The sequence below is a fragment of the Micromonospora sp. NPDC003197 genome, assembly GCF_053590565.1.
Genome location: NZ_JBSFTE010000012.1, coordinates 133,606 through 155,891, shown reverse-complemented (window position 1 = coordinate 155,891; position 22,286 = coordinate 133,606). Strand labels below are relative to the sequence as shown.

Genomic DNA, 22,286 nt, shown 5'->3' with positions numbered 1-22,286 from the left:
CACCGGCAGAGTCGGGTCACATAGCCGGACCCGGGGGACGATCCCGATCGATGGGGGAGCGGTGCCCACGAGTCCGGACACGACGGGGCTCAGGAGGTTGAAATGATCCGTACCACTGCCAGACGGATGACCGCCGGCATGGCGGTCGCCGTTGCGGGATCGGTCACGGGGGTCATGCTCGCGGTGCCCGCCGCTGCCGCACCGACCGCTGCCCCTGCGACCGGTGCGCCCACGGCAGCTGCGCCCGCCGCTGCTGCGGCGCCAACCGAGCAGGACTTCATCGACTTCTCGCTGCGACGTCAACCGTATCCTGCGGCACAGGCCATTCCGTTGGACAAGGCCAGCATGACCTCGGTTATCGACAAAGGAAACTACCAGATCAAAAAGGCAACAAAGAAAAACTGCGGAAAAGCCATCAAGAGTGCGAAGCCGACGGACGCGTACTGCTTCGATGCGAAGGACGAGAGTAGCCATAGGTCGGAGACGGCAGCGGCACGCGCATGGGTCCCGCAGGGAGTGACCTCGTCGGCGGACGCGAACAACAACGAGCGTTGGAACAGTCGCGACGTGATGATTATCGGCTGGTACGACAATGCCGATACGCAGGGTGTCCGGATCACCGTTCTTAACAAGCGCACCAAGAAGTATCGGCACGTGTTGTTGGTCAACCCAAGCTACAATAGCGCCGGCATTCCGGACTACCGGCCAGTCGATGTCATCTCGCCAGATCCGCCGGCCAGAGAGTCGGTCCACGCGGGTGGTATCGCCTGGTACGGCACCCGACTCTATGTGGCAGACACCAACTACGGTGTTCGCGAGTTCGACCTGAGTAACATCTATGACCTTGCGACCTCGGGCAACGGATATACCGATCAAGGGCACCTCATCGGCTATCGGAAGCCGAGGATCAACGACGACCCGGACCGGTCAGCTGGATACTATGCCCACGGCTACCGGTACATCTTGGCGCAGAGCGCCATGTGGGAACACGGCGGAGAGGTCAGCCAGCCATCAGGGTGGTGCAAGGGTGAAAAGAACCCGCGCTTCTCGTATCTGTCGGTGGACCGCACGTCGACAGCGCACCGCTTGATCGCCGGAGAGTTCTGCCGTACGGGTATCGGCCGGTTGGCCACCTACAACATGGCAAACGGAGGGCCGCAAGCAGTCAACGGCGACTGGGCGCGTCCCACGGGCGTCTACGAATTACCGGTGGCAAAGATCCAAGGGGCCGCCTCCGATGGGCGCTATTTCTACCTCAACTCCAGCAACGGTAAGAAGAACGGCACGCTCAGGCGAGTCGAGATCACCGGTGACACCCTGAAAGTCAGAGGCAAGGGAGTGCGGACCCCGGTCGGGCCCGAGGACCTGTCCTACAGTCGATCCTCGAAGAAGCTGTGGTCGGTCACCGAGTACAAGTCGCCGGGACGAATGATCTACTCGATCCCCACGACCGCATTCCGCCGATGACGGTGGTGTGAGTTTTTAGCACGGTGCCTCCACGCGCCACCGGACAGGACCTCTGGCTCGGCGACCGTGGAGGCACCGGTTTGCATCGGTCGCCCCTGCTGGCTCCATTGTCAGCGGGGGCACCTTCACGTGCGGATACAACCGATAATGCAACGATGATTGACTCGTCGAAGGATCCCGAGCCCGGTTGGTTCTCCGTACGGTGCGTTTTCCGCTTCGCGGGCGAGCCGCAACCCACGTACGAAGAACGAATCACGCTGTGGCGGGCGGACGGGTTTGGGCAGGCAATGACGCTCGCCGAGGAAGAATCGCGGGAGTACGCCGCCATGCTCGACGGCTGCGAGTACATCGGCCTGGCCCAGAGCTACCGAATGTTCGACGAGCCGGTGCACGGCGCGGAGATCTTCTCCCTACTGCGGGACAGCAGCCTCGACCCGGACGACTACCTCACGGCATTCTTCGACACCGGCGACGAACGGCAGGGCAGTATCGACGGTGCATAATCGGTATTTGATACGACCAGCGCGCTTGGCCGCTGGATGCCCGAGTGGCATCTGATCAGGTACATCCCTGATCGGGCTCGGGGTCTGCAGACCCGGGATCTGTCCGGGGCGACGCCGGATCACAGAACGATGCGGTGCGACAACGCTGAAAACATGAATTCCCAGCGTCGGCAGCTGCTCTGGCACCCACGAATGCTCGCCCTGGTCACCGTTGGCGGCATCGCCCTGGCCACCATCTTGACCGTCGTCGCCCACCTCGAACCCAGCCCAGGAATGAGCCCTCTGACGCTGACTTTCTCCGACTACGCGGTATCCAACCGGGGCGGGCCAATGGACATCGCCATGTTCGTCCTCGGAGCGGCCTCACTGGCTCTGCCGCTCGGGCTCCGCGCTGCCCGCGTACGGGTGGGTGTGCTGCCGATGCTGCTGCTGGTGATCTGGGGAGTCGGCCTGGTCATGTCGGCGATCGTGCCCACCGACCCAATCGGCGTGGCGATGACCATGGACGGATACATCCACCGGTACGTCTCGGTCACCGCCTTCGTCTGTCTCCCGATTGCCGCGTTGCTGCTGGTGCGGCGGCTGGCTATCGACCCACGCTGGCAGGTAAGTCTCCGGTCGATTCGGGCACTGGCGATGGCGAGCATGTTGGGACTCGCCGGGCTCTATTACTCGGCCTTCCCCGGAGAACGGTTCCTGATGGGACTTGTGGAACGCTTTCTGGTCGCGGTGGAGGTGGCCCTGCTCGCCGTCATCGCCGTACGGCTCTATCGAGTGGCAGGCCCTGTCCAGCGTGAGCGCACCTCCGCGAGCCGGCCCGCAGAGCTCCAGCCTTCTGTGGCCACTGATTCGAATACCTTGGTCAGAGTGCGTTGATGCGGTCGGGCCACTGCCTCCATGAGCGGTGCGCCGGGTAATTTGAGCCGTTTACAGACGGGACAAGCTCCGCTAGTTGATCTAGGAACCCTCGGCGTGCACGAAAACGCCGTAGGCTCCTAACCCCGAGATGGTAACAAGGTGGACCTTCCGGCTTTTGGGATGGCGGCTAGGTCATCGTTAGATGGCATCTCCGCTGTTTGTGAGCCGCTGCGCCCGGTCTCCGGACCAGGCGAGGATCGCAACTCGTACGCGGTGGCCCAGGCTGGCCGCTTCAGGGGGCTGCGCCCGGTCTCCGGACCGGGCAACGATCGCAACAAGGCTGAGAGAGCTTGTCAACCCCTGTCACCTGCTTTCATCGGGTACGGAAGGCGGTTGGCCTCCTGTCTTGAGGAAGACGGCGGCAATCTCTATGGCTGCTTTAGGCCGGATCCGTAGTCGCTCAGCGGGATATTCAGTGGGTACGCCGCCGAGGTCGAAGCTGACTACTCTGTTCAGGGGCTGGACTGTTGGGTCGTTGAGGTAGTCGCCGTCATCGGCGATGTGTACCGCGAAGGCGTGGGTGGGGTGGCCGAGCCCAATCTGCAGGCCGGGTGGTAGTTCATCGGGATCGTCGGCCGTTTCGTTGAAGATGGTGACCGCGACAGGCTCACCGACCCGTTGGATCTCCTGGAGTAGGGTCTTCAGAGCCGTAGGGTCGGTCAGGTCAACCTCATGCTTGTCGCGGTGGTCGCCTCGGTCGTATGCCCACGTCACCTTCATGCGATGGCCTTTCCGTTGCCGATGTAGGTACGCCAGAGGCGTACCTGTCCGTCATCGTCGCGTACATATACCGTCAGCTGCGCGCCGACTGGCAACAGCCGACAGAGGATCCTGTCGCAGCCGTAGGGGTCGTAGTCGCACGGCGGGTTGTTGACCAGCACGACTGCATGTGTGACCTGTTCGTGGCGCATACGGGCGGCGAGCTTAGCCTCAAGGTGGTCGGTCGTGGTGGCGATGAGTTTGTAGGCCGGTTTGAGGTCAGCAGCGGCGTTCGGGGCCCGACCAGACCTCATAGGGATTTGTTTGCCGTTGATCAACGCGATACCTGAAGTTGGGTCTTTTGCTTGTCGTCGAGGCAGGTCACGCGCGGCCTCCGTCAGCCAACTGGGAAGCCGCTCTGATTCCGGCGCTTGGGTGGGGTCGATAGAGGTGTCGTACGTGCCGGGCGGTCGGGTGATGCCACCGCCCATGATCAGTTTCCCAGTTCACCGACCTGCTGGGCTTGCGTCAGTGCCGTTTCGGCATGGTGCCGTCCCTCGCCTCCCCGAGCCCTGATGGCCGCGAGCTGCTGACTGAGCTGCTGCAGGCGGGCTAGCGTTGGACCGGGCTGACCTCCCTGAAGCGCCGTTGTGGCGAGCTGCTTCGCTTCTTCGATCCCGGCTGCCGCCACCGCGAGTCCGTTGTCGACGGAAGCGAGAGTAGCCATTACCGGCGTAAGCGTGTTGATCGTCTCCTGGGGTGATGGCTGTTGTGGCACTGCGGTGAGCGTGCGTGAGGCTTGCCCCAGGGCTCCGCTGGCCGTCGTCAGTTGTGCACGGGTTCGGCCGATCGCCTCGCGTACCTGAGCCAGCCCCACCGCGATGCCCGCGAAGCCTGCGGCGGCGGCTTGGACGGCGATTTGCTCAACAGCGTGGTCGACCGCAGCGGCCTCCTGCTGCGCTGCGTCGATCCCCGCATGGATTGCTTGTAGATCACTATTGATTTTGTCGATCAGCGACATGGCTACCCCTCAGCCTGACAGCTACAGTTTCTCTTCTCGCTTTCGAGTTGCCAGTGTAGGGATCGAGGTAATTTTCTCCTCGCTAAGTTCTTGCCAATCGATTCTAGTTGGGCGGCTGGTGGTCGGAACCTTAATCGCGCCCTTTGGAGTGACGATGAAGTTGACGATGAAATCGTGAGGCTCGGTGGGAAGGTCGACATCTACGACCTGTAGATCGTGGACCGTGGTCGCGAAGATTGTATTGGGCCCTATGCGATTTGCTTCGTAGAGCAGTGCAACCTCGATGTCTGAATAACCGGCACCTTTGCCCACTCGTATGCCTTTGCGATTTACTGCTACGCTGCCGCAGATGACGATGTCCACCGGGTGCATTTTGGGAATTGAGGTTTTGGGGGCGTGGATTGCCGCCCCGCTGCTGGTGGCGATCTGGTCGGGTGCGTTACCTAGGTAATGCTGATCGAGGACATAGAATGGGCTGATGTTGGCGATCCTTGGTACTGCCATGTAGACGAGCTTGCCTTCGGTCAAGGCTTTGATCCGCACGGGTAGTTGGGCGCTGTCGGGGTTACATTTGATGGTCTGTGCTTTCTGCCATTGGGGCAGTCTCGCGAGATGCTCGGCTGCGAGTTCGGCGCCGGTGAAATCCGGGATGTGGCCATGGACACCAGGCGGGACGACGCCGGCCCGATCGAGGCGAGACCACATCTCTTCGCGTACGGCTTGCTTGGCCTTGAGAATGTCCATTTGAGCCCCTATGAGGAGATGAGGGTGAGGGCGCGGTCTTGGACGTCGTTCACATCGACGCGATCCCGCCAGGGCTGAAGCTCTTTGATGGTTTTGAAGATGACGTTCAGTGCCCCACCACCACGTGTCTGTTCGGTGAGGTCGAGCGCGTAATGCAACGCGACTGTCGCGTCTTGGATTTGATGCTGGCGGACGAGCGCTAACGAGAGGTTGCTAAAAGCGATGGCTCCTACCTTTTGCTGGTCGCCTTGGTGGGAGAGGAGCGGTTGGAGGAACTGTTGCGCCTTAACAGGTTTCCCCAATGAGAGATAGCAGGATCCGGCAAGCCGTTCCAACTGGTGGGCCTGGGCATAATCCTTGCCAGGGTCGGAATCCTTGATCTGAGAAAGCTGGGACTCCGCCATGCTGAGAGTGCGTTCGCAGGACCGCTGATCACCCAGCATTGCGTACGCCTCTCCCACGTGTAGAAGCGCGACGCTGGAAAGAGCGTTGCTGTTGGCGCGGGCGGCAAGTTGGGCGGCCAGGCTAGCTTGGGATAGGCCGGCCTGATGGTCTTGCGCTCCATAAAGGGATATGTAGCTCTTGCGTAGCCATGCGTACGCCTGGAGGAAGTGACTTCCGCCCTGCTGCGCCATGCTGATCGCGTTTTTGTAGTGCGTGGCGGCGGTGGCGCAGTCACGTCGTTGTGAGGCGTCCCAGATGAGCTGGCCCATCAGCAGTGCTGATTCGGATTCGACTACGCACAAAGCATTCTTCACGCCTTCACCGTGTGCGTTGGAGCGCAGGTAGGAAACCTCGGCATGGAGTCTTCCGGTAGCGGTCAGCAGGGCTGTGGACGGAACACTGCTGTAAGCGGTAGTCAGCCCAGCCAGTGTCTGTTGGAGCTGGGCAGCGGTGGCGAGGTCTGCTGAGCGCGGGTTCTTCAGCGCGTGCGTGAGCCGTTCCGGACGGCCGATCGCGATTTCAGCAACGTCAGCGAGCAGCTGAGCAAGTTCGTCTACGGAAACCTGAAGCTCCTGGGCCAAGCCACGCCGTACCCAGGGTTGCGGTTCTGACTCCGCACGCTCCCAGCGGACGACAGTGGTGCGATCCACACCAAGTCGATCGGCAAGACTCTCCTGGGTGTGGCCAACTGCCTTCCGCCGCTGAGCAAGGCTCTGACGTCTTAGGGGCATGGGCGCGCCCTCCAAGTGATCGTGACCCTATGGCGCTTGATGGTTACGCAGGATAGATCGAGATGCGACATTGATGCATCTGCCGCGCCCAGTTTCCGCGCTGGGAACCGATGACCCGAGCCGGAAATCTGGTGGCACGGCCCGGGGCGGGTGCTGGCAAGCGGTCGCCTCCCCACAGGACTGAATCCCGCCCGTCCCGGAGCCGTTCCAACGCAAGGAGCGGAGGAGGGCAGCGTGGCGGAGACGACTGAGGCGATCAACGCAGAATCGGCCGGGGATGCGGCTTGGGCGGTGTGGGAAGGGGTTGCCGAGCTGCGTGAGCTGGTGGTGGCCGTACCGCAGGACGGGAGCGGTGACCGGTCGGCCGTCCTGCACCGGGCGGCGGAAGCCGTACGGAGGGCTGCCGAGGTCGTCAACCGGGTCCGGACGCAGACCGAGGGGGTCGGATCGCAGTTGCCCGAGTGCGATCCGACGGTCGTGACGGCGATGGTGCAGTGGCAGGTGGGGGTGGGTTGTCTTGACCTGCTGACCGCCCGGCTGATGCACGGCGTCGTGACGATGTCCGCGTATCCCGAACCACCCGGCGGGAATCTGCGGCCGATGCGGCGGTCGCAGGTGGTGCGAGGGCTGCGGCAACAGCCCATCCCGCCAACGGATCAGCGGTACGCGGGGGCGGTGGTGGCGGACCGGCTGGTCGGACCGGTCCGCCACCACCCGGGGCCACAGCCCTGCCGCTACGACCAGCGGGTCACGGTGGTCGGCCACGACCGGCTCCTTGACGGGTACGCCGAGTTGGTCGCCGCTGCCTTCCAGCTGGCGGTCGAGCGGCGGTTCGGGGCGGATCGGAGCACCGTGAGCGTGCTTCGCTTCGTCGCCGGGGTGCGAGCGCACTATGACCCGTACGGCGGGGAGCTGGACCTGGCCGCGACGACGGCGCTGGTCCGCGCCGCCATCAACCCGGCCGAACAGGCCGAGCACGTCAAGCAAGCCGAGCCGGAATCGCTGGACCTTCGGCCGACGCAGGTGGTGGCCCTGCGGACGCTGCTGCTGATCGAGTTACTGATGGCTGAGCGCCTGGACCGAGCGGCGTTGGCCGGGTTCTTCGCCACTGCCATCGAAACAGGAGCGGGCCGGTGTTGAGTGGGCCGAGCGCTGGTCAGCCGGCCCCGATTTCGGAGCTGATGGTGGCCCACTACCGGGACACGATGCTCGCCCATGCTGACGATCCGAGTCTGGGGGCTTGTCCGCGCTGTCTGCGTACCCGATGTCCTGATTGGTGGTGGGCGTACGAGCGGCTGGCCGCCGCCGGACGACTGACCGACCTGCCCGGTGCTGCGTCGTCCGGCGGCGGCGTTGGGGCCCCGGAGTAATGCTGGTGGCGTCGGCTGCCGTCAGGCGGCGTCGGCGATCGGGGCGGCCTTGGCGAATGCGGCCCAGGCGGTGGGGGAGAAGCTCAGCGTCGGACCGGCCGGGTCCTTCGAGTCGCGTACGGCGATGGTGTCGGCGACGGCGGCGACCTCGACGCAGGCGCCCTGGTCTCCGCTGTAGGTGCTCTTGCGCCAGTTGGCGTTGCGCAGGGTGTCACTCGGTGTCATCTCAGTTTCCCTTCATGAGTTTGTGGATGATGTCGCGGCTGTCGGCAGGGCTCAGCGCGACGGACCGCAGGTGCTCCATGATCTTCGTGCAGGTACGGAGATCGGCCGGGCGGTCCAGGATCAACTGCCCGGCGACGGTCTCGACCGAGGCGAGGATCGGATCTTCTGGGTCGGCGAATTCGAGGATGTGCAGCGAGCCGCGGGTGCCTCGGTGGTAGCCGGCGGCGAGCGGGATGACCTGCACGGATACGTTCGGCAGCTCGGAGATCTTGAGCAGGTGTTGGAGCTGCGCGTCGTTGATCGCCTTGCCACCGACTGGGCGGCGCAGGGCACCTTCGTCGACGATGGCCTCGATGATCGGCGGGTCGGTGCCGACCAGCCGCTTCTGTCGGTCCATTCGGATGTCGACCCGCTCCTCCACCTCCTTGTCGTTGAGGGTGTGCGGGCCGCCGCGCATGATCGCCCGGACGTAGTCGGCGGTTTGGAGCATGCCGGGGACGATGGATGGTTCGAAGTTGGCGATCGCGGTCGCTTCGGCTTCGACGGCGATGAAGTCGATGGTGCGGCTGTCCAGCAGGTGCGAGTAGGACACCCACCAGCCGGGCTTGCGGGCGTCCTTGGCGAGTTGGACGGCGGCGGCCAGGTCGTCGTCGCCCACCCCGTAGACCGTCAGCAGGCCGTGCACTGTCGCCGGGCTGGGCAGGCCCTGGGCGTTCTCGTAGCGGGACAGGGTGCTGCGGGTGCTGCTGATCTGGTCAGCGGCTTCTTCAAGGGTGAGTCCAGCCGCCTCTCGGTGCTTGCGCAGGGCGATACCGAGTCGGCGTCCGCGAGCGGTTTTCGGGGCCATGTATAGATCCTGACACACGTTTGCGGGAAAGTGTGCATGAGAGAACGGCCGTGAGAGTTGCATTCATGCGTTCGCAGGTGCCAATCTGTTAGTGCGTCCTCACCGCCGGTTGTCGTGGCGACGGTGGTGGTGGGTGACCGCGAGGGGAAATGAGGTGCACGGCGATCGGTTCTCCCCGTTCCCGATCGCCGTGTTCCTCCGCCACCGAGCTGGAGGGAGTCGGATGCCGACCACCGGTTGCTGGCCTCGGGTCTCGCGGTGCCGCTGGTGCGCGAACCCGGTATTACGGGACAACGACGGGGCATGGATCCACGCCAACCTGGCCTACGTCTGCCGGGACAGCTCAGGCGGCCTGGCCGCCACTACAGCCGAGCCCGAGGTGATTCGCCGTGCGGACTGACCAGAGTGGACTACCATGACGCGCTTCCTGGTGGTGCTCACCGATGTCCGGCCGCTCACCATCGCCGGGCGTAACGAACGACTCATCCCGGAGCGTCGTCGTCAGGTGGTCGGTGCGACCAGCCGGGAGGCGGCCGACAAGATTGCTGGCGCGTTCATGGCGCTGGGCATGGTTCGCGCCGGTCGGCAGCGGGTCAAGGTGATCGCGGTCGGTCGGCGGCAGCTGGTCCCGGCCAGCTCTGCGGCCTGACTTCCGCCCAGCTCTGCGGCCTGACTTCCGGCTCTAGTCTGCCGGGCTGACCTTCGGACCGGGCCGGGGGTGCAGCCGGAACCAGCATCGGCGGGCCAGGTAGTAGACCTCGCTGAACAACCAGTTACGCGCCCGCAGGAACAGCAGCAACAGCGGCCAGCCGGCCAGCGCGCTCCCGATCGCCTCCACGGCAGCCGGCAGATATCCGCCGATGATCATCAACAACCCGGCCCCGGCGAGGGAGACCACGCGCAGCGGCCCGGTCACGAAGGTGACCTGAAACCGGTACGTCCGCAGCAGTGTCCGGGTGGCGTGCGGCAACCGACCCAGCCGCCACCGCAGGAACAGGGCCACACCGAGCGTGCCCACCACCAGGGTCGCTGCTGCGCTGGTCGTACCGGCCCAGCCGTCGAGGTTTTCCAGCAAACCGGCGATCGCGATGGTGACCACAATCTGGAGCAGACAGGCCACATCGGTCAGCAGCCACAGCATTCGCCGAGCAGCCAGGATCGAGGTACGCAGGGCGGCCGGATCGTTGGGGGACGTGCTCAATGCCGTACCCAGGGTTGGTGCGGCGCGCAGCGCCCGACCCCGGTCGGCGTCCAGGGCGGCGAGGGCGTGCAGCGTCCTCGGGTCGGCCGGTGCGATGGCCAACGCCCGTTCGTACGCGGCGCGGGCCCGGCCGAACTCGGCCATCCGGCGCTGAACGTTTCCCTCGGCCCGATGGACGTCCACATCCTGGGGTGCCAGTTGCCGGGCTCGGGCCGTACTGGCTGCGGCGGCGAGGATGGCTTGGGTGCCACCGATCGCCAGCAGCGCGTACACCCGCATGATCTCGGCTTCGGCGTCGTCCGGGGCGAGGGACCGGGCCTGGTCGGCGGCGGCCAACGCCTCGGCGTACCGGCCCAGCATCCGCAGCGCCACCGAACGGCTGCGATGTGCTGCCGCGTTACCCGGGGCGGCTGCGACTGCCCGGTCGGCGGCGTCCAGCATCTCGACCGGCTGACCCGCCTGCTGGTGGCAGTACGCCAGCAACAGCAGGGCGAAGACGTGGTTCGGTTCGCTGGCCAGTATCGCGCGCACCGCGTCGAGGGCGGCGGGGATCCGACCGAGTTGGGCGAGGTGCCGGGCCCGCTCCAACTGTGCCGGGGCTGTCATCGGGGCTGCTTCCGCTCGATGGTCGGGGCTGTTTTCGTCCGGCGGTCAGAGCAGTTTGCGTTTCTTCAGGTACGCCGCGAGTTCGTCGTAGAGTCCACTCTCGTTGGCGAACTTGGCGACGTTGCGGGCGCTGGCGAACCAGGATCCGACCGAGGGGCGAACCTCGCTCAGCGCCCGGTCGAAGTCGCGTTGCTCGATCATCCGTACCTCGCCGGAGCGGATGGAGTCGGCCATCGCGAACTCGGCGGCGGTCTCGCACAGGTGGGCCAGGTCCGCGCCGGAGAAGTCCTCGGTGGCGGCGACCAGCCGGTGCAGGTCGATGCCGGCGATCGGCCGGTCCCGCAGGTGGTATTCGATGATCGCGGCGCGGGCCGGCGGGTCCGGCGGGAGCACCAGCACCATCCGGTCGAGGCGACCGGGTCGGCGCAGCGCCGGGTCGACGTCCCACGGGGTGTTGGTCGCGGCGAGCACGAAGACGCCCTCGTTGCTGCCTTCCATACCGTCCAGTTCGGCCAGTAGCTGGTTGCCCAGCACCCGCATCGACGACGACGAGATGTGTGAACGTTTGTGGCCGAGGGCGTCCACCTCGTCGAGGAAGAGTACGCACGGCGCGTTACGGCGGGCGGTCTGGAACAGTTCGTGCAGGTTCCGCTCCGAGGTGCCGATGTACATGTCCAGCACCTCGACGATCGACAGGGAGAGGAACTTCGCCCCCATCTCACCAGCGATCGCCCGAGCCAGGAAGGTCTTGCCGCAGCCGGGTGGGCCGTACAGCATCAGGCCGCCGCGCAGGCTCTTGCCGTACAGCTTGCGCAGTTCGGGGTTGCGCAGTGGGCCGAGGAAGGCCAGCTCCAGGCGTTCCTTGACGTCGGTCATGCCACCGACGTCGGCCAACCGGATCGGGGAGGTCTCCACGTCGAAGGCCCGATCCTCGTTGCCGGTCACCGGTTCCGGCTCGGTGGTGACGGTGGCGAACCGGGGCGGGACGAACTCGGACAACTCCTGCTCGTAGTCGGTCAGCGAGTCCGTGCCGGCCGATGACGACGGCGTATCGGCGGGCGGCGGTGCGGTGGTGGTGGTGCTGGTGGTCGACTCGGGGGCTGGGGCGCGCAGTGCCCGCTGCATCAACGCCTGCGCCTGTTTGCTGTCCGGGTCCCGGGCCAACACCTGCGCGACGTGCGCGATCGCTTCCCCGAGCTTGCCGGTGTCGAGCAGCAGCCCGACCAGGTGCAGCCGCAGCGGAAGGTCGTCCGGGCGGTCGTCCAGGGCGGCGGTGAGACTGACGATGAGGGGTTCGTGGCTCACAAGGCCGATACCCTACCGTTCGTATCCGCATCCGAGGAGAATCCGCTTTCGCCTGACCGGCAGCCGGGACTGATGGGTGGGCAATCGGGGACTGGTGGACGGCCAATCGGGGACTCCGGCAACCCGGGACAGCGAAGCACGATCTGCCCATGACCGGCCTCGGCGCTACGTTCTGTTTGATTAACCACGGTTCCACCGGCCAGGACCCGAAGGCCGGCCACGCAGAGTAGGGTCACCCGCGTGAGCGCGAGGAGCGGGTACGGTCCGGCGGACCTCCTCCTCTTACCGTTGCGGCGTACGTAGTCGCGAACGAGAGGTGACTCTTTGACCACCCCACGTAAGACCCGCGTGGCTGTCGTCTTCGGCGGCCGCAGCACCGAGCACGGGATCTCCTGCGTCAGTGCGGGCAGCATCCTCGCCGCCCTCGACTCGGACCAGTTCGAGGTGGTGCCGATCGGCATCACCCGGGCCGGCCAGTGGATGCTGGCCAGCGGTGATGGCGGCAAACTCGCCATCGACGACCGGCGGCTGCCGGAGATCACCGCCGGCACCGGATCGGCGGTCGTCCTGCCAGCCGACCCGACCGGCAACGGGCTGATGGTCCTGGACGCCCCGGACGGGCCACGTGCCCTGGCCGGCGTGGACCTGGTCTTCCCGGTGCTGCACGGCGCGTACGGCGAGGACGGGACCATCCAGGGGCTGTTGGAGATGGCGGACATCCCGTACGTGGGATCCAACGTCTTCGCCTCGGCCGCCGCGATGGACAAGGAGTTCACCAAGAAGCTCTGCGCCGCCGAGGGCATTCCGGTCGGGCCGTACGCGGTGCTGCGCAACGGTGCGACGCTCAGCGAGGCCGACAAGGAACGGCTCGGGCTACCGGTCTTCGTGAAGCCGGCCCGCGCCGGCTCGTCGTACGGGGTGAGCAAGGTCTCCGACTGGGCGGAGCTGGACGCGGCGATCGAGGCGGCCCGGCAGCTCGACCCGAAGGTGCTCGTCGAAGCGGCGATCGTCGGTCGGGAGATCGAGTGCGGGGTGCTGGAGAGCGACGCCGCCGGTGGCGCGCCGGAGGCATCCCCGCTGGCCGAGGTACGAGTCATGCCGGGGCGTGACTTCTACGACTTCGAGGCCAAGTATCTCGACGACTCCTGCGAGTACGACCTGCCCGCCCGCCTGCCGGAGGAGGTGACCCGTCAGGTCCAGGAGTACGCCTGTCGGGCGTTCACCGCCCTGGACTGCGCCGGCCTGGCCCGGGTCGACTTCTTCGTCACCGACGACAACCAGGTGTACCTCAACGAGCTGAACACCATGCCGGGATTCACCTCGACGTCGATGTTCCCGCGGATGTGGGCGGCGGCGGGGCTGGAGTATCCGAAGCTGGTCGACCGGCTGATCCGGATCGCGTTGAATCGCGGCACCGGCCTGCACTGATTCCATCGACAGGGCCCTCGGTCGACAAGTCGTCGACCGAGGGCCCTGTCGCGTAGTTTCCGTTCTGCCGGCTCAGCCGGTGCAGCCGAACGGGACGTTTTTTGCGGCCGGCACCGAGGAGACCAGAGCCTCGGCGAGCGAGGGGATCCACTGCAACGGGGACTCGTAGGCACTGGGCACCGTGACCTGCACCGGCACCTCACGGTCGACCGTGGTCAACACGGTCGCATCGGTGCCCTCCTTGGCGTGCCAGCACACCGCGTTGACCACCCACAACTTCTCCTCCGGGTGGTACGACGGCAGGGTCGCGCCGCAGGCCACGGTGAGCGCCGGGTCGCCGTACGCGGCGTTCTGCTCGGCACCGGCGGTCACCGGCCGCTGGGCCAGGTCCCGTACGGTCGCCGGCAGCTTGGCCAGCAGTGCGCGGCAGACCACGGTCGCCCGTTCCGCCAGCGGAGGCGCGGCCATCTCGACCGGTGCGCTCGACTGCGCACGGGGAGTGGTGGGCGTCGGGCTCGGCTCGTCCGCCGGGGTGTCCGGGCGGAGCGCCACAAAACCGAGGATTGCGACTAGTACGGTCACTGGCAGGGCGATGATCGTGGCCCACAGCGCAGCACTGCGTGTGGTCCGGTCCTTGCTCTCCTGCTCAGGCCGTACCGGGGTGAGCTGGTCCACTTACAGTTGCACCACCGAACATGTGACGGTACGCGTGATGCCCGGCACCAGTTGTACCTTGCTGACAATCATCTTTCCCAGCTCGTCGACGTTGTGTGCCTCGGTGAGGACGACCACGTCGTACGGGCCGGTCACCGCGTCGACGCGAACGACTCCGGGAATATCCGTGATGGACGCGGCCACGTCACGCGCCCTGCCGACCTCGGTCTGGATGAGGATGTACGCCTGTACCACGATCCGACTCCCGTCCGCCGCCGCAGAGCGGCTCGACCGTGAAACTACCGTACGGACCAGGGCGGATGTCTATCGGTGGTGGAGGAGGCAACAGTGAGCGAGGGAATCGGTCGGTTCGGTGAACGTCGAACTGGCCCGCGACTCGCAGAGCATTACCGCTGGACGGTGGAATCGACGGGGCCGTTCGGCTTGCCGTGCTTCGCGGTGGCGTCCCAGCCGCGTACGCTTCCGGGCGTGAAACGCCAGGATGTGCCGATATGAGTGTCGCGCGGGTCGGCGAGTTCGGGCTGATCGCCCGAGTAACCGCCCGGCTGGGGGTCGGACCCACCTGCCTGCTCGGGCCGGGCGACGACGCAGCCGTGATCAGTGCGCCCGACCAACGGGTGGCCGCCTGCACGGACGTACTCGTGGAGGGCCGGCACTTTCGACGGGACTGGTCCAGCGCGGCGGACATCGGGCACCGGGCGGCGGCAGCCAACCTGGCCGACATCGCGGCCATGGGGGCGATCCCGACCGCGCTGCTCGTCGCGCTCTGCCTGCCGCCGGATGTGGACGTGCGCTGGGTCGAGGAGCTGGCCGACGGTCTGGCTGCCGAAGCGGCCCTGGTCGGGGCGAGTGTGGTCGGCGGGGACATGTCCGCCAGCCCTACCCTCACCGTCGCTGTCACCGCCCTCGGTGATCTGGGCGGCCGGGCACCGGTGGTCCGGGACGGGGCGCAGGCCGGGGACGTGGTCGCCATCGCCGGTCGCCTCGGCTACGCCGCCGCCGGTTACACCGTGCTCTCCCGTGGGTTCCGTACGCCGAAACTGCTGGTGGAGGCGTACCGCCGGCCGCAGGTGCCGTACGCGGCGGGGCCGCAGGCCGCGATGCACGGGGCCACCGCCATGATCGACGTGTCGGACGGGTTGCTGTCCGACCTGGGGCACGTGGCCACCGCCAGCCAGGTCGGGATCGACCTGGTTGCGGACGCCTTCGACGTACCGCAGCAGATGCGGGATGCGGCGAACGCGCTCGGCGTCGACCCGTACTCCTGGGTGCTCGGCGGTGGGGAAGATCATGCGTTCGCCGCCACCTTCCCCGAGGACCACGGGATACCCGACGGTTGGCGGATGGTGGGACACGTCGTACACGGCGGTGGGCTGACCGTTGACGGCAAGCCGTACAAGGGCAGCACCGGCTGGGATCACTTCCGCTGAGCGCCCGCCCTCGCCCACTCCGCCGGCTCCACCCCGCCCCCGCCCTCGCCCCCGCGCTTTGGTGTTAGGAAGGGCCCCTTTATAGGCAGAAAGCGATAACAAGGGGCCCTTCCTTACCGGTGGGTACGCTCTAGCGGTGAGTGAGATCGAGATCCGGACCGTACGCTTCGACTCGCCGGTGGCCCGGCAGTTGGTGACCGCCGCGCTGGCCGAACTTGGGGCCCGTTACGGCGGCAGCGGGGACGACACGCCGGTCGACGCGGCCGAGTTCGAGCCCCCGGTCGGGGCGTTCCTGGTGGCGTATCTGGATGGCGAGCCGGTGGGCTGTGGGGGCTGGCGCAGTCACGGCGAGCCCGGGGACACCGACACCGCCGAGCTGAAGCGGATGTTCACCACGGCGTCGGCCCGGGGCCGGGGTGTGGCCCGTGCGGTGCTGGCCGCGGTGGAGGACTCAGCCCAGGAGTACGGGCGCAAGCGGATCATCCTGGAGTGCGGCGACAAGCAGCCCGAGGCGATCGCGATGTACCGCAGTGGCGGCTACGAGCAGATCGAGAACTTCGGCTACTACCGGGACGCTCCCGGCTGTCTCTCCTTCGGCCGCACCCTCTGAGGACCGATCACCGCCGTACCCTCTGAGGACCGGTCACCGGGTGAGAGTTGCGACTCACCCGGCAGTCAGCTCAGGCCACCGTCACCTGGATCGCATTGGCGGCGGTACGGGCGTTCGTCTCGGCCTCGGCCGGGGTGTCGCCGAGCGCCATGATCTGCCCGATCCGGTCGGTGGAGGCGGTAACGGCGCGGATCTGAGCGTCCGGTTCGACGGTGACCTGGGCGTCCACCACGCCCGGGGATCGGCTCGCCTGTTTGACCCCGGCCACCGCGACCACACGGCCGGGTGGGGCGGTGAGGAACTGCACCGCCGCCGCCCCGGCCGGCTCGGTCGGCAGCCTTAGCTGGTCGCCGCGCAGCACCCGCAAGAAGGTCTCGATGAACCGGAATTCGTAGGCCATTGAGATGAGGGTGCCGATGCTGTCCCCGGGGAGCCGCGCGGCACACTCCACCAGGGTCGGTACGCCCGCCTGGACGATCCATTCGCTGTGCAGGACGCCACTGCCGAAGCGGGCGGCGGCGGCGAGGGCTTCCGCTGAGGCGAGCAACGTGGTGCGTAGCTCGGCGGGGATCGGTGCCGGTACGGTGTGCCCAAGCTCGACCGGGAACCGGCCGGGCACCAGGCGTTTGGCGGTGACGTTGCGGAAGATCACCTCGCCGGCGCTGACCAGCAGTTCGACGCTGAACTCTGGGCCGGTCAGGGCCTGTTCCAGGAGTACGCCGGTGGGCGTACCGGGATCCGTGGTGTCCGGCTCGGCGGTGTGTGCCCAGCATTCGGCGATCTGGGTGTGGGCGTCGATGAACTGCACGCCACTGCTGCCCTGCCGATTGGTGGGCTTGAGCACACATCTGCCGCCGACCTCGGCGAAGAACTTCTCGGCCTCGGCGGGGCTGCGTACCAGTCGGTGGACCGGGTTGGCGATGCCGTTGGCGGCAGCCAGCTGACGCATCTGGTACTTGTCCCGGAAGATGTCTCCGGCCGGCAGCCCGGCACCGGGCAGCCCCAGCCGGTCGGCGAGGCGGGCGGCGGCACCGACGGCGTATTCCCGACCGGGGACGACCAGGGTGGCGTTGGCCAGGCCCGGTTCCCGGGTCAGCAGGTCGTCGAGGTCGAAGTCGGTGCGGTATTCGGCGGCGATGAGCCGGCCCACCACCGGACTCTGCCGGACGACCCGTTCGAAGTCATGGTTGCGGATGCCGTCCGGGGTTTCGATGATCACCACGCTGCGGTCCGGCAGGTACTCCGACTGCCAGGCCAGTAGCCCCAGCGGGCACCCGACGAGTACGAGTTCCTCTTGGCCTAACTGGATCATCAACCCGTCCTCCAGGGCGCAAACGGTTTGTCCCGAAGTGCGCAACTCTGGGGGATCGATGGCACGCCCTCCGGTTTGCGACGTCAGCCGCATCCGTGGCGCCAATTGTGATGCTCGCCCAGCCGGAACTGCTCCCGTGGATGTCCGTCAAACTTCGACTGAAGGTCTACGTAAATCTGTCGATTGATCGAAGGGGAGCCCGCCGGACGGACAGTCCGGCCGGGGTACTGGAAGCCCGGGAAGCTCTCCCACTACGGGCCTCAATAACCCGGGAAACACGACATTGCCGGCGGATCACTTGGATCCGCCGGCAATGTCGAAGTTGACAGGAAGGGCTGAGCCCCGCCTCAGGTCAGGCGCGGGCGACCTTGCCGGCCTTGATGCACGAGGTGCAGACCTGGAGTTTGCGGGTGGTCCCGCCACCGGCCGGGGTACGCACCGACTGGATGTTCGGGTTCCAGCGGCGGTTGGTCTTCTTCTTCGACCACGGCACGTTGTGGCCGAAGCCCGGACCCTTGCCACAGACGTCGCACACGCTAGCCACGGGATACTCCTGGGATTGATCGTTCATGAGGGCGTGCAAAGACATCGCCCTCGGCAACCTGGTCAGGTTACCCGATGCCCCGTAGAGTCGGCCAACCGGCTCCGACCTGCGGAGGAGCCGACCGGTAACGGAGCGGGAAAGGCAACCGGTGATGCTGCGGGAAGAGCGACCGGTGACGGAGTCTAGCCGAGGGCGGCCAGCGCTGTCCGGCAGCCGCGACGCAGCTCTTCGTCGTCGGTGACCTGCGCACTGCTGTAACCGCCATCCATCGCGTTGTGTCGGCGTACCCGGGCCAGTTCCTCGACCAGCAGCGGCCGTACAGCGGCGGCGGCCGAACCGAACTCCGCCCAGGCCGGACCGAACTCCGTTCCTGCCGGACCGATCTCTGCCCGGGCCGAACCAATCTCCGCCCAGACCGAGGCGACGGTCCGACGCGTGTGCGGATTCTGGCGCCAGGCCCGTTCCAGCATCGGCAACGCCGGTACGGGGTCGCGGGTCACCCGCCACAATGCCCGCGCCGCGCTCAGGGGGAGCCAGCCGAACTGGTCCTTGCGGCGGGTGAGCTGCCGTAGCCGGCCAGCCCGGGCCCGTGCCGCCGGTCCCAACTCGGCGAGCAGTTCCACGGCGGCGCGCCGGTCGTACTCGTCGCCGCCGAGATACCGGTCCGCGACCTCGAGTGCGGCGGCCACATCCCCGGCGACCAGCCACAACGCCTTCGCGGCAGCGGTCGCGGTCGCCCGCTCCGGGGACTCCACCGCTCTCCGCAGGATCGGTAGGGCAGTCTCAGCCGTCGGGCCGATCGCTGATGCCGTAGAGCCGATCGCCGCGAGTGCGCGCAGCACGGCCGGGGTGACCGGCAGGTCCAGTAACTCGGGTAGGGCTTCGGCGGCGGCCGGACCGATCCGGGCGAGCGCCCCCACGAGACTGTCCCGCCGGCCGTCGCGCGGATCGTCGGTGGGCAGATCGGCCAGGCGCTGGCGGATGGTCGGCACGAGAGACGCGGCCTGCGTGCCGTAGCTGGCAAGGAGATAGCCCACGTCGCGTGGCAGGTTTTCGCGCTCCAGCGCCCAGGCCAGCATTGGCAGCGCGCGCGGGTCACCGGTACCGGCCAGGGCCCGTAGACCAGGCCCGACAGTCGGCAACTCCTGCGCCCATTCGATCACCCACGGTGGCTGCTCGTTCGTTCCTGAGTGCTGAGCCACCCGCTCGGCGGCGGACAGCGCCGCTGCCAGGGCGTCGGCGGCGGGCGTGGCAAGCTCGCCCAGGTTCTCCAGGACGTGTACGGCACGAGAGCCGAGCTGTGGCGGTTGCCCGTCGCGGAGTTGCTCGCCGATCAGGGCGATCAGCTCGGCGTAGTCACCGCGCCAGCGGTCGATGAGGTTGCCCGCCGGATACAGCGCGTCGAGGCGACACTCCGGCTCCGGTGAGCGCAGTAGGGCGGTCAGCAGACGTACCCGGTCGGTCACCCGATCACCGAACGAGGCGGCGACGGTGCGGACCAACGCGGCTGCCTGGGGAGCGTGTCGTCCCTGATCACTCTGTTCGCGCCGTTGCCGGATCGCGCCGATCAGGGTGTCGGTCTCGAATCCGGCGGGCGGTGTGGTGGGCGTACCCGTCTGGTAGACCGCGTCGATCAGGGGGAGTACGTCGTCGACCGCGACCAGCGGCCCGCCGCCCGGTCGCCCGTCGGATGGGACCGCGCTGTCGGATGGGACCGCGCTGTCGGGCGGGACCACGCCGTCGGCCAGCCCGGTATCGTCCGACAGGGTGGCGAGCTCGGCCAGGACCACCAGCCGTAGCTGCGGGTCGGGTTCGGTCGTGAGCAGCCCGGCGAGCCGCTCACGCACCGGTCCGACGCTCGCCCCACGGCGGGCCAACTCGGCCGCGACCTGCACGATCGCCGCCCGGACCGTCGGATCCTCCTCCTCGGGCAGGCGTTCCAGCAGCCGGGTGACCGCCGCCGACGCCTGATCCGGGCAGGCCGGCAGGACCGTGATCGCCGCCGCGCGCACCTGCGGCTCCGGGTCGTCGGCCAGCAACGCCGCAAACATCGGGTACGCCTCGGCGACCGCCCGGTTGGCCTTCCGGTACGGGCCGGTCAACCCGGTCGGGTCCTCGGCGCTGCCGATGCTGGCCAGTAGGCGGAGTACCTCGGCCCGGCCGGGCAGTGCGGGGCGCCCGGCGATACGCAGCAGGAACGGGATCGTCGCGACCGTGCAGGGATAGACGTCGCCCTGGTGGTGCACCGCGCCGTACATGCCGTCGAGGGCGACTTCCCGAACGGCGGGGTCCGGGTCGGCCAGACCGCGTAGCAGTTCGGGAACCTCGGCGGCGGAACCGTAGGCGTGCCGCAGGCGACCCCAGCGGATCTCGTCGAGGCCGGCGAATGGATCATCCGTCATGCTGCGGCATCCTGCCCGGACGGTCCGACAGCGCCCGTCCGAGGAACGGCGGTAGCTCCCTGGCGTGGCCACGGTGACTCCCCAGCACGGTCAGCGGTGACTCCCCAGCGTGGCCACGGTGACGCTGCGGCGCGGCTATGGTGCCGGAGTCCGTGGTCAGCAGCTCGTCGGGGGACGCCAGTAGGCTTTGCCCATGCTGGAGAGCGTGGACGCCGCCGCCGTACACCGGTGGTGCGCGGACGGGCTCGCGGCCCTCAAACGGCACCAGGGCGAGATCGACGGCCTCAACGTCTACCCGGTGCCCGACGGGGACACCGGCACCAACCTGGTGCTCACCCTGTCCTCCGCCCACCAGGCGCTCGCCTCCGGCACCCCATCGCAGGGGGAGTCGACCGCCCACGGGCGGGCGTTACAGCTGATGGCCCGGGGGGCGTTGCTCGGGGCGAGGGGCAACTCCGGGGTGATCATGGCGCAGATCCTGCGTGGTCTCGCCGACGCGCTGGCCGAGGTGCCACAGGTGCGTGGGCGGGCGTTGACGGCCGCGCTGCGTACCGCAGCCTCGGCGGCCTACGCCGCGGTGGCCCGCCCGGTCGAGGGCACCCTGCTGACCGTGATCGGGGCGGCGGCGTCCGCCGCCGAACGCGCCGACTCCGACGACCTGGCCGAGGTGGTCCGGGTTGCGTCGGACGCCGCTGCCGACGCGCTGGGGCGTACCCCGGACCAGCTGCCCGAGTTGGGCCGCGCCGGCGTGGTCGACGCCGGTGGGCGGGGCCTCTGCGTCCTGCTCGACACCCTGGTCGAGGTGGTTACCGGCGAACGTCCGCACCGCCCGGCCATCGCACCACCCCCGGTCCGGCATGCGGCGATCGCGCCCCGGGAGACCGGCTCCCCGGAGTACGCCTACGAGGTGCAGTATCTGCTCGACGCCGACCACATGGCGGTGGAGCGGCTGCGGGCGGTGCTGGCCGGGCTCGGCGACTCCCTGGTGGTGGTCGGGGACGGGGCGACACCGTCGGAGACGTCCACCTGGCGGGTGCATGTGCACGTCAACGACGTGGGCGCGGCGGTGGAGGCCGGGGTGGTGGCCGGCCGGCCGCACCAGATCTCCGTCACCCGCTTCACCGACCAGACGACCGGCGCCGATCGGGCGGCCGTGGTGTTGGCGGCCGGGGCTGGCCTCACCGACCTGTTACGTGCCGAGGGGGCCACGGTGGTGACCGACCTCCCGTCGGCCGACGACCTGCTGACGGCGATCCGGTCGACCGGTGCCGCCCAGGTGGTGGTGCTGCCCAACGGTCGCGACACCCAGGCGGTGGCCGGTGCGGCGGCCCGCGCCGCCGTACCGCTCGGGGTGAAGGTCAGTGTCGTGCCCACCCGGTCACCGGTGCAGGCGCTGGCCGCGCTGGCCGTACGCGATCCGTCCCGCCCGTTCGAGGATGACGTGATCGCCATGGCGGAGGCCGCCGGGGCATGCCGGTACGCCCAGATCTGCTACGCCAGCCGCGAGGCGCTGACCGTGGCCGGCCCGTGCCAGCCCGGTGACGTGATCGGCCTGGTCGACGGCGAGGTGCACCTGATCGGGGCGGACCTGCTGGCCACCTGCGAGGCGCTGCTCGACCGGCTGTTGGGCGGCGGCGGCGAGCTGGTGACCCTGCTGCTCGGCGCGGACGCGCCGGACGAGCTGGCCGACGCGGTCCAGGCCCACGTGGCCCAGCGGTGGCCCTTCGTCGAGGTGCACCACTACGTCGGTGGGCAACCGCACTATCCGCTGCTGGTGGGGGTCGAGTGACAGAGCCGTTGGTGG

At 67.7% G+C, this 22,286-nt stretch carries 24 protein-coding genes; 10 read left to right on the top strand and 14 right to left on the bottom strand.

The window, feature by feature from the left end; translation table 11 throughout:
- Window positions 1-102 precede the first annotated feature (102 nt).
- The 3 genes from ACWDV4_RS15980 to ACWDV4_RS15970 all read left to right on the top strand — a co-directional run bounded on the left by ACWDV4_RS15980 (window position 103) and on the right by ACWDV4_RS15970 (window position 2,846).
- Window positions 103-1,467, top strand: a complete 1,365-nt coding sequence (locus ACWDV4_RS15980) for a hypothetical protein (RefSeq protein ID WP_449979069.1) — start codon at window positions 103-105, stop codon at window positions 1,465-1,467.
- 155 nt (window positions 1,468-1,622) lie between these two features.
- Window positions 1,623-1,970, top strand: a complete 348-nt coding sequence (locus ACWDV4_RS15975; protein ID WP_449979067.1) for a hypothetical protein — start codon at window positions 1,623-1,625, stop codon at window positions 1,968-1,970.
- 153 nt (window positions 1,971-2,123) lie between these two features.
- The gene (locus ACWDV4_RS15970) at window positions 2,124-2,846 is read left to right on the top strand and encodes a DUF998 domain-containing protein (protein WP_449979064.1); all 723 of its coding nucleotides are present in this window, start codon (window positions 2,124-2,126) and stop codon (window positions 2,844-2,846) included.
- Between the two features lie 345 nt (window positions 2,847-3,191).
- Here the strand turns inward: ACWDV4_RS15970 and ACWDV4_RS15965 are convergent, their stop codons facing one another.
- From ACWDV4_RS15965 to ACWDV4_RS15945, 5 genes are read right to left on the bottom strand one after another with little or no spacing between them, the layout of a single operon-like run.
- Window positions 3,192-3,608 (bottom strand): Imm1 family immunity protein, encoded by a 417-nt coding sequence (locus ACWDV4_RS15965; protein ID WP_449979063.1) that lies wholly within the window; start codon window positions 3,606-3,608, stop codon window positions 3,192-3,194.
- Window positions 3,605-4,078 carry a DddA-like double-stranded DNA deaminase toxin gene (locus ACWDV4_RS15960; protein ID WP_449979060.1) on the bottom strand — a complete coding sequence of 158 codons (474 nt, stop codon included), beginning with the start codon at window positions 4,076-4,078 and terminating at the stop codon, window positions 3,605-3,607. The genes ACWDV4_RS15965 and ACWDV4_RS15960 overlap by 4 nt, the downstream gene beginning before the upstream one ends.
- 2 nt (window positions 4,079-4,080) lie before the next feature.
- Window positions 4,081-4,608, bottom strand: a complete 528-nt coding sequence (locus ACWDV4_RS15955) for a DUF6244 family protein (protein WP_449979057.1) — start codon at window positions 4,606-4,608, stop codon at window positions 4,081-4,083.
- A gap of 21 nt (window positions 4,609-4,629) precedes the next feature.
- Window positions 4,630-5,352 carry a 5-formyltetrahydrofolate cyclo-ligase gene (locus ACWDV4_RS15950; RefSeq protein ID WP_449979053.1) on the bottom strand — a complete coding sequence of 241 codons (723 nt, stop codon included), beginning with the start codon at window positions 5,350-5,352 and terminating at the stop codon, window positions 4,630-4,632.
- A gap of 8 nt (window positions 5,353-5,360) precedes the next feature.
- On the bottom strand, window positions 5,361-6,527 hold the full coding sequence (locus ACWDV4_RS15945) for a helix-turn-helix domain-containing protein (protein ID WP_449979050.1): 1,167 nt from the start codon (window positions 6,525-6,527) through the stop codon (window positions 5,361-5,363).
- A 234-nt stretch (window positions 6,528-6,761) separates the two neighbouring features.
- Between ACWDV4_RS15945 and ACWDV4_RS15940 the strand changes: the two genes are divergently transcribed.
- Both ACWDV4_RS15940 and ACWDV4_RS15935 read left to right on the top strand, forming a co-directional pair.
- Entirely contained in the window at window positions 6,762-7,667 is a 906-nt protein-coding gene (locus ACWDV4_RS15940) for a hypothetical protein (protein ID WP_449979047.1), read from the top strand.
- The gene (locus tag ACWDV4_RS15935; protein ID WP_449979044.1) at window positions 7,661-7,897 is read left to right on the top strand and encodes a hypothetical protein; all 237 of its coding nucleotides are present in this window, start codon (window positions 7,661-7,663) and stop codon (window positions 7,895-7,897) included. Before ACWDV4_RS15940 ends, ACWDV4_RS15935 begins: the two co-directional genes overlap by 7 nt.
- Window positions 7,898-7,918: 21 nt before the next feature.
- Here ACWDV4_RS15935 and ACWDV4_RS15930 read toward each other — a convergent pair whose 3' ends face one another.
- Window positions 7,919-8,122: a DUF397 domain-containing protein gene (locus tag ACWDV4_RS15930; protein ID WP_449979042.1), complete on the bottom strand. Its 204-nt coding sequence runs from the start codon at window positions 8,120-8,122 to the stop codon at window positions 7,919-7,921.
- Between the two features lies 1 nt (window position 8,123).
- Window positions 8,124-8,969 carry a helix-turn-helix domain-containing protein gene (locus tag ACWDV4_RS15925; protein WP_449979040.1) on the bottom strand — a complete coding sequence of 282 codons (846 nt, stop codon included), beginning with the start codon at window positions 8,967-8,969 and terminating at the stop codon, window positions 8,124-8,126.
- Window positions 8,970-9,384: 415 nt separating this feature from the next.
- Between ACWDV4_RS15925 and ACWDV4_RS15920 the strand changes: the two genes are divergently transcribed.
- Window positions 9,385-9,618 carry a hypothetical protein gene (locus ACWDV4_RS15920; protein WP_449979038.1) on the top strand — a complete coding sequence of 78 codons (234 nt, stop codon included), beginning with the start codon at window positions 9,385-9,387 and terminating at the stop codon, window positions 9,616-9,618.
- A 33-nt stretch (window positions 9,619-9,651) separates the two neighbouring features.
- On the opposite strand, the gene ACWDV4_RS15915 is transcribed toward ACWDV4_RS15920, so the two are convergent.
- Window positions 9,652-10,776: a tetratricopeptide repeat protein gene (locus ACWDV4_RS15915; RefSeq protein WP_449979035.1), complete on the bottom strand. Its 1,125-nt coding sequence runs from the start codon at window positions 10,774-10,776 to the stop codon at window positions 9,652-9,654.
- Between the two features lie 45 nt (window positions 10,777-10,821).
- Window positions 10,822-12,081, bottom strand: coding sequence for an ATP-binding protein (locus ACWDV4_RS15910; protein WP_449979032.1), 1,260 nt, complete (start codon window positions 12,079-12,081; stop codon window positions 10,822-10,824).
- Between the two features lie 324 nt (window positions 12,082-12,405).
- On the opposite strand from ACWDV4_RS15910, the gene ACWDV4_RS15905 reads away from it, so the two are divergent.
- Window positions 12,406-13,509, top strand: coding sequence for a D-alanine--D-alanine ligase family protein (locus tag ACWDV4_RS15905; RefSeq protein WP_449979029.1), 1,104 nt, complete (start codon window positions 12,406-12,408; stop codon window positions 13,507-13,509).
- Between the two features lie 72 nt (window positions 13,510-13,581).
- Here the strand turns inward: ACWDV4_RS15905 and ACWDV4_RS15900 are convergent, their stop codons facing one another.
- Window positions 13,582-14,184 carry a DUF3515 domain-containing protein gene (locus tag ACWDV4_RS15900; RefSeq protein WP_449979026.1) on the bottom strand — a complete coding sequence of 201 codons (603 nt, stop codon included), beginning with the start codon at window positions 14,182-14,184 and terminating at the stop codon, window positions 13,582-13,584.
- Complete coding sequence (locus tag ACWDV4_RS15895; RefSeq protein ID WP_184533618.1) at window positions 14,185-14,418, bottom strand: Lrp/AsnC ligand binding domain-containing protein; 234 nt, start codon at window positions 14,416-14,418, stop codon at window positions 14,185-14,187.
- Window positions 14,419-14,675: 257 nt separating this feature from the next.
- Here ACWDV4_RS15895 and ACWDV4_RS15890 point away from each other — a divergent pair, with 257 nt between their 5' ends.
- On the top strand, window positions 14,676-15,614 hold the full coding sequence (locus ACWDV4_RS15890; protein WP_449979023.1) for a thiamine-phosphate kinase: 939 nt from the start codon (window positions 14,676-14,678) through the stop codon (window positions 15,612-15,614).
- 136 nt (window positions 15,615-15,750) lie between these two features.
- A complete protein-coding gene (locus ACWDV4_RS15885; protein ID WP_449979020.1) occupies window positions 15,751-16,224 on the top strand; it encodes a GNAT family N-acetyltransferase in 474 nt (157 codons plus the stop codon).
- Between the two features lie 70 nt (window positions 16,225-16,294).
- Here the strand turns inward: ACWDV4_RS15885 and ACWDV4_RS15880 are convergent, their stop codons facing one another.
- The 3 genes from ACWDV4_RS15880 to ACWDV4_RS15870 form a co-directional block, all read right to left on the bottom strand.
- A complete protein-coding gene (locus ACWDV4_RS15880) occupies window positions 16,295-17,536 on the bottom strand; it encodes an ATP-grasp domain-containing protein (RefSeq protein ID WP_449979017.1) in 1,242 nt (413 codons plus the stop codon).
- Between the two features lie 352 nt (window positions 17,537-17,888).
- A complete protein-coding gene (gene rpmB, locus ACWDV4_RS15875; RefSeq protein ID WP_184533614.1) occupies window positions 17,889-18,080 on the bottom strand; it encodes a 50S ribosomal protein L28 in 192 nt (63 codons plus the stop codon).
- A 182-nt stretch (window positions 18,081-18,262) separates the two neighbouring features.
- Window positions 18,263-20,482 (bottom strand): HEAT repeat domain-containing protein, encoded by a 2,220-nt coding sequence (locus tag ACWDV4_RS15870; protein WP_449979014.1) that lies wholly within the window; start codon window positions 20,480-20,482, stop codon window positions 18,263-18,265.
- Between the two features lie 193 nt (window positions 20,483-20,675).
- Between ACWDV4_RS15870 and ACWDV4_RS15865 the strand changes: the two genes are divergently transcribed.
- Entirely contained in the window at window positions 20,676-22,271 is a 1,596-nt protein-coding gene (locus tag ACWDV4_RS15865) for a DAK2 domain-containing protein (protein ID WP_449979011.1), read from the top strand.
- Window positions 22,272-22,286: the final 15 nt, after the last annotated feature.

What these genes read in the sequence shown, in the direction of transcription:
- ACWDV4_RS15980 (WP_449979069.1), top strand. Translation starts at nt 103, where the DNA reads ATGATCCGTACCACTGCCAGACGGATGACCGCCGGCATGGCGGTCGCC.
- ACWDV4_RS15975 (WP_449979067.1), top strand. Translation starts at nt 1,623, where the DNA reads ATGATTGACTCGTCGAAGGATCCCGAGCCCGGTTGGTTCTCCGTACGG.
- ACWDV4_RS15970 (WP_449979064.1), top strand. Translation starts at nt 2,124, where the DNA reads ATGAATTCCCAGCGTCGGCAGCTGCTCTGGCACCCACGAATGCTCGCC.
- ACWDV4_RS15965 (WP_449979063.1), bottom strand. Translation starts at nt 3,608, where the DNA reads ATGAAGGTGACGTGGGCATACGACCGAGGCGACCACCGCGACAAGCAT.
- ACWDV4_RS15960 (WP_449979060.1), bottom strand. Translation starts at nt 4,078, where the DNA reads ATGGGCGGTGGCATCACCCGACCGCCCGGCACGTACGACACCTCTATC.
- ACWDV4_RS15955 (WP_449979057.1), bottom strand. Translation starts at nt 4,608, where the DNA reads ATGTCGCTGATCGACAAAATCAATAGTGATCTACAAGCAATCCATGCG.
- ACWDV4_RS15950 (WP_449979053.1), bottom strand. Translation starts at nt 5,352, where the DNA reads ATGGACATTCTCAAGGCCAAGCAAGCCGTACGCGAAGAGATGTGGTCT.
- ACWDV4_RS15945 (WP_449979050.1), bottom strand. Translation starts at nt 6,527, where the DNA reads ATGCCCCTAAGACGTCAGAGCCTTGCTCAGCGGCGGAAGGCAGTTGGC.
- ACWDV4_RS15930 (WP_449979042.1), bottom strand. Translation starts at nt 8,122, where the DNA reads ATGACACCGAGTGACACCCTGCGCAACGCCAACTGGCGCAAGAGCACC.
- ACWDV4_RS15925 (WP_449979040.1), bottom strand. Translation starts at nt 8,969, where the DNA reads ATGGCCCCGAAAACCGCTCGCGGACGCCGACTCGGTATCGCCCTGCGC.
- ACWDV4_RS15920 (WP_449979038.1), top strand. Translation starts at nt 9,385, where the DNA reads ATGACGCGCTTCCTGGTGGTGCTCACCGATGTCCGGCCGCTCACCATC.
- ACWDV4_RS15915 (WP_449979035.1), bottom strand. Translation starts at nt 10,776, where the DNA reads ATGACAGCCCCGGCACAGTTGGAGCGGGCCCGGCACCTCGCCCAACTC.
- ACWDV4_RS15890 (WP_449979023.1), top strand. Translation starts at nt 14,676, where the DNA reads ATGAGTGTCGCGCGGGTCGGCGAGTTCGGGCTGATCGCCCGAGTAACC.
- ACWDV4_RS15880 (WP_449979017.1), bottom strand. Translation starts at nt 17,536, where the DNA reads ATGATCCAGTTAGGCCAAGAGGAACTCGTACTCGTCGGGTGCCCGCTG.
- ACWDV4_RS15870 (WP_449979014.1), bottom strand. Translation starts at nt 20,482, where the DNA reads ATGACGGATGATCCATTCGCCGGCCTCGACGAGATCCGCTGGGGTCGC.
- ACWDV4_RS15865 (WP_449979011.1), top strand. Translation starts at nt 20,676, where the DNA reads ATGCTGGAGAGCGTGGACGCCGCCGCCGTACACCGGTGGTGCGCGGAC.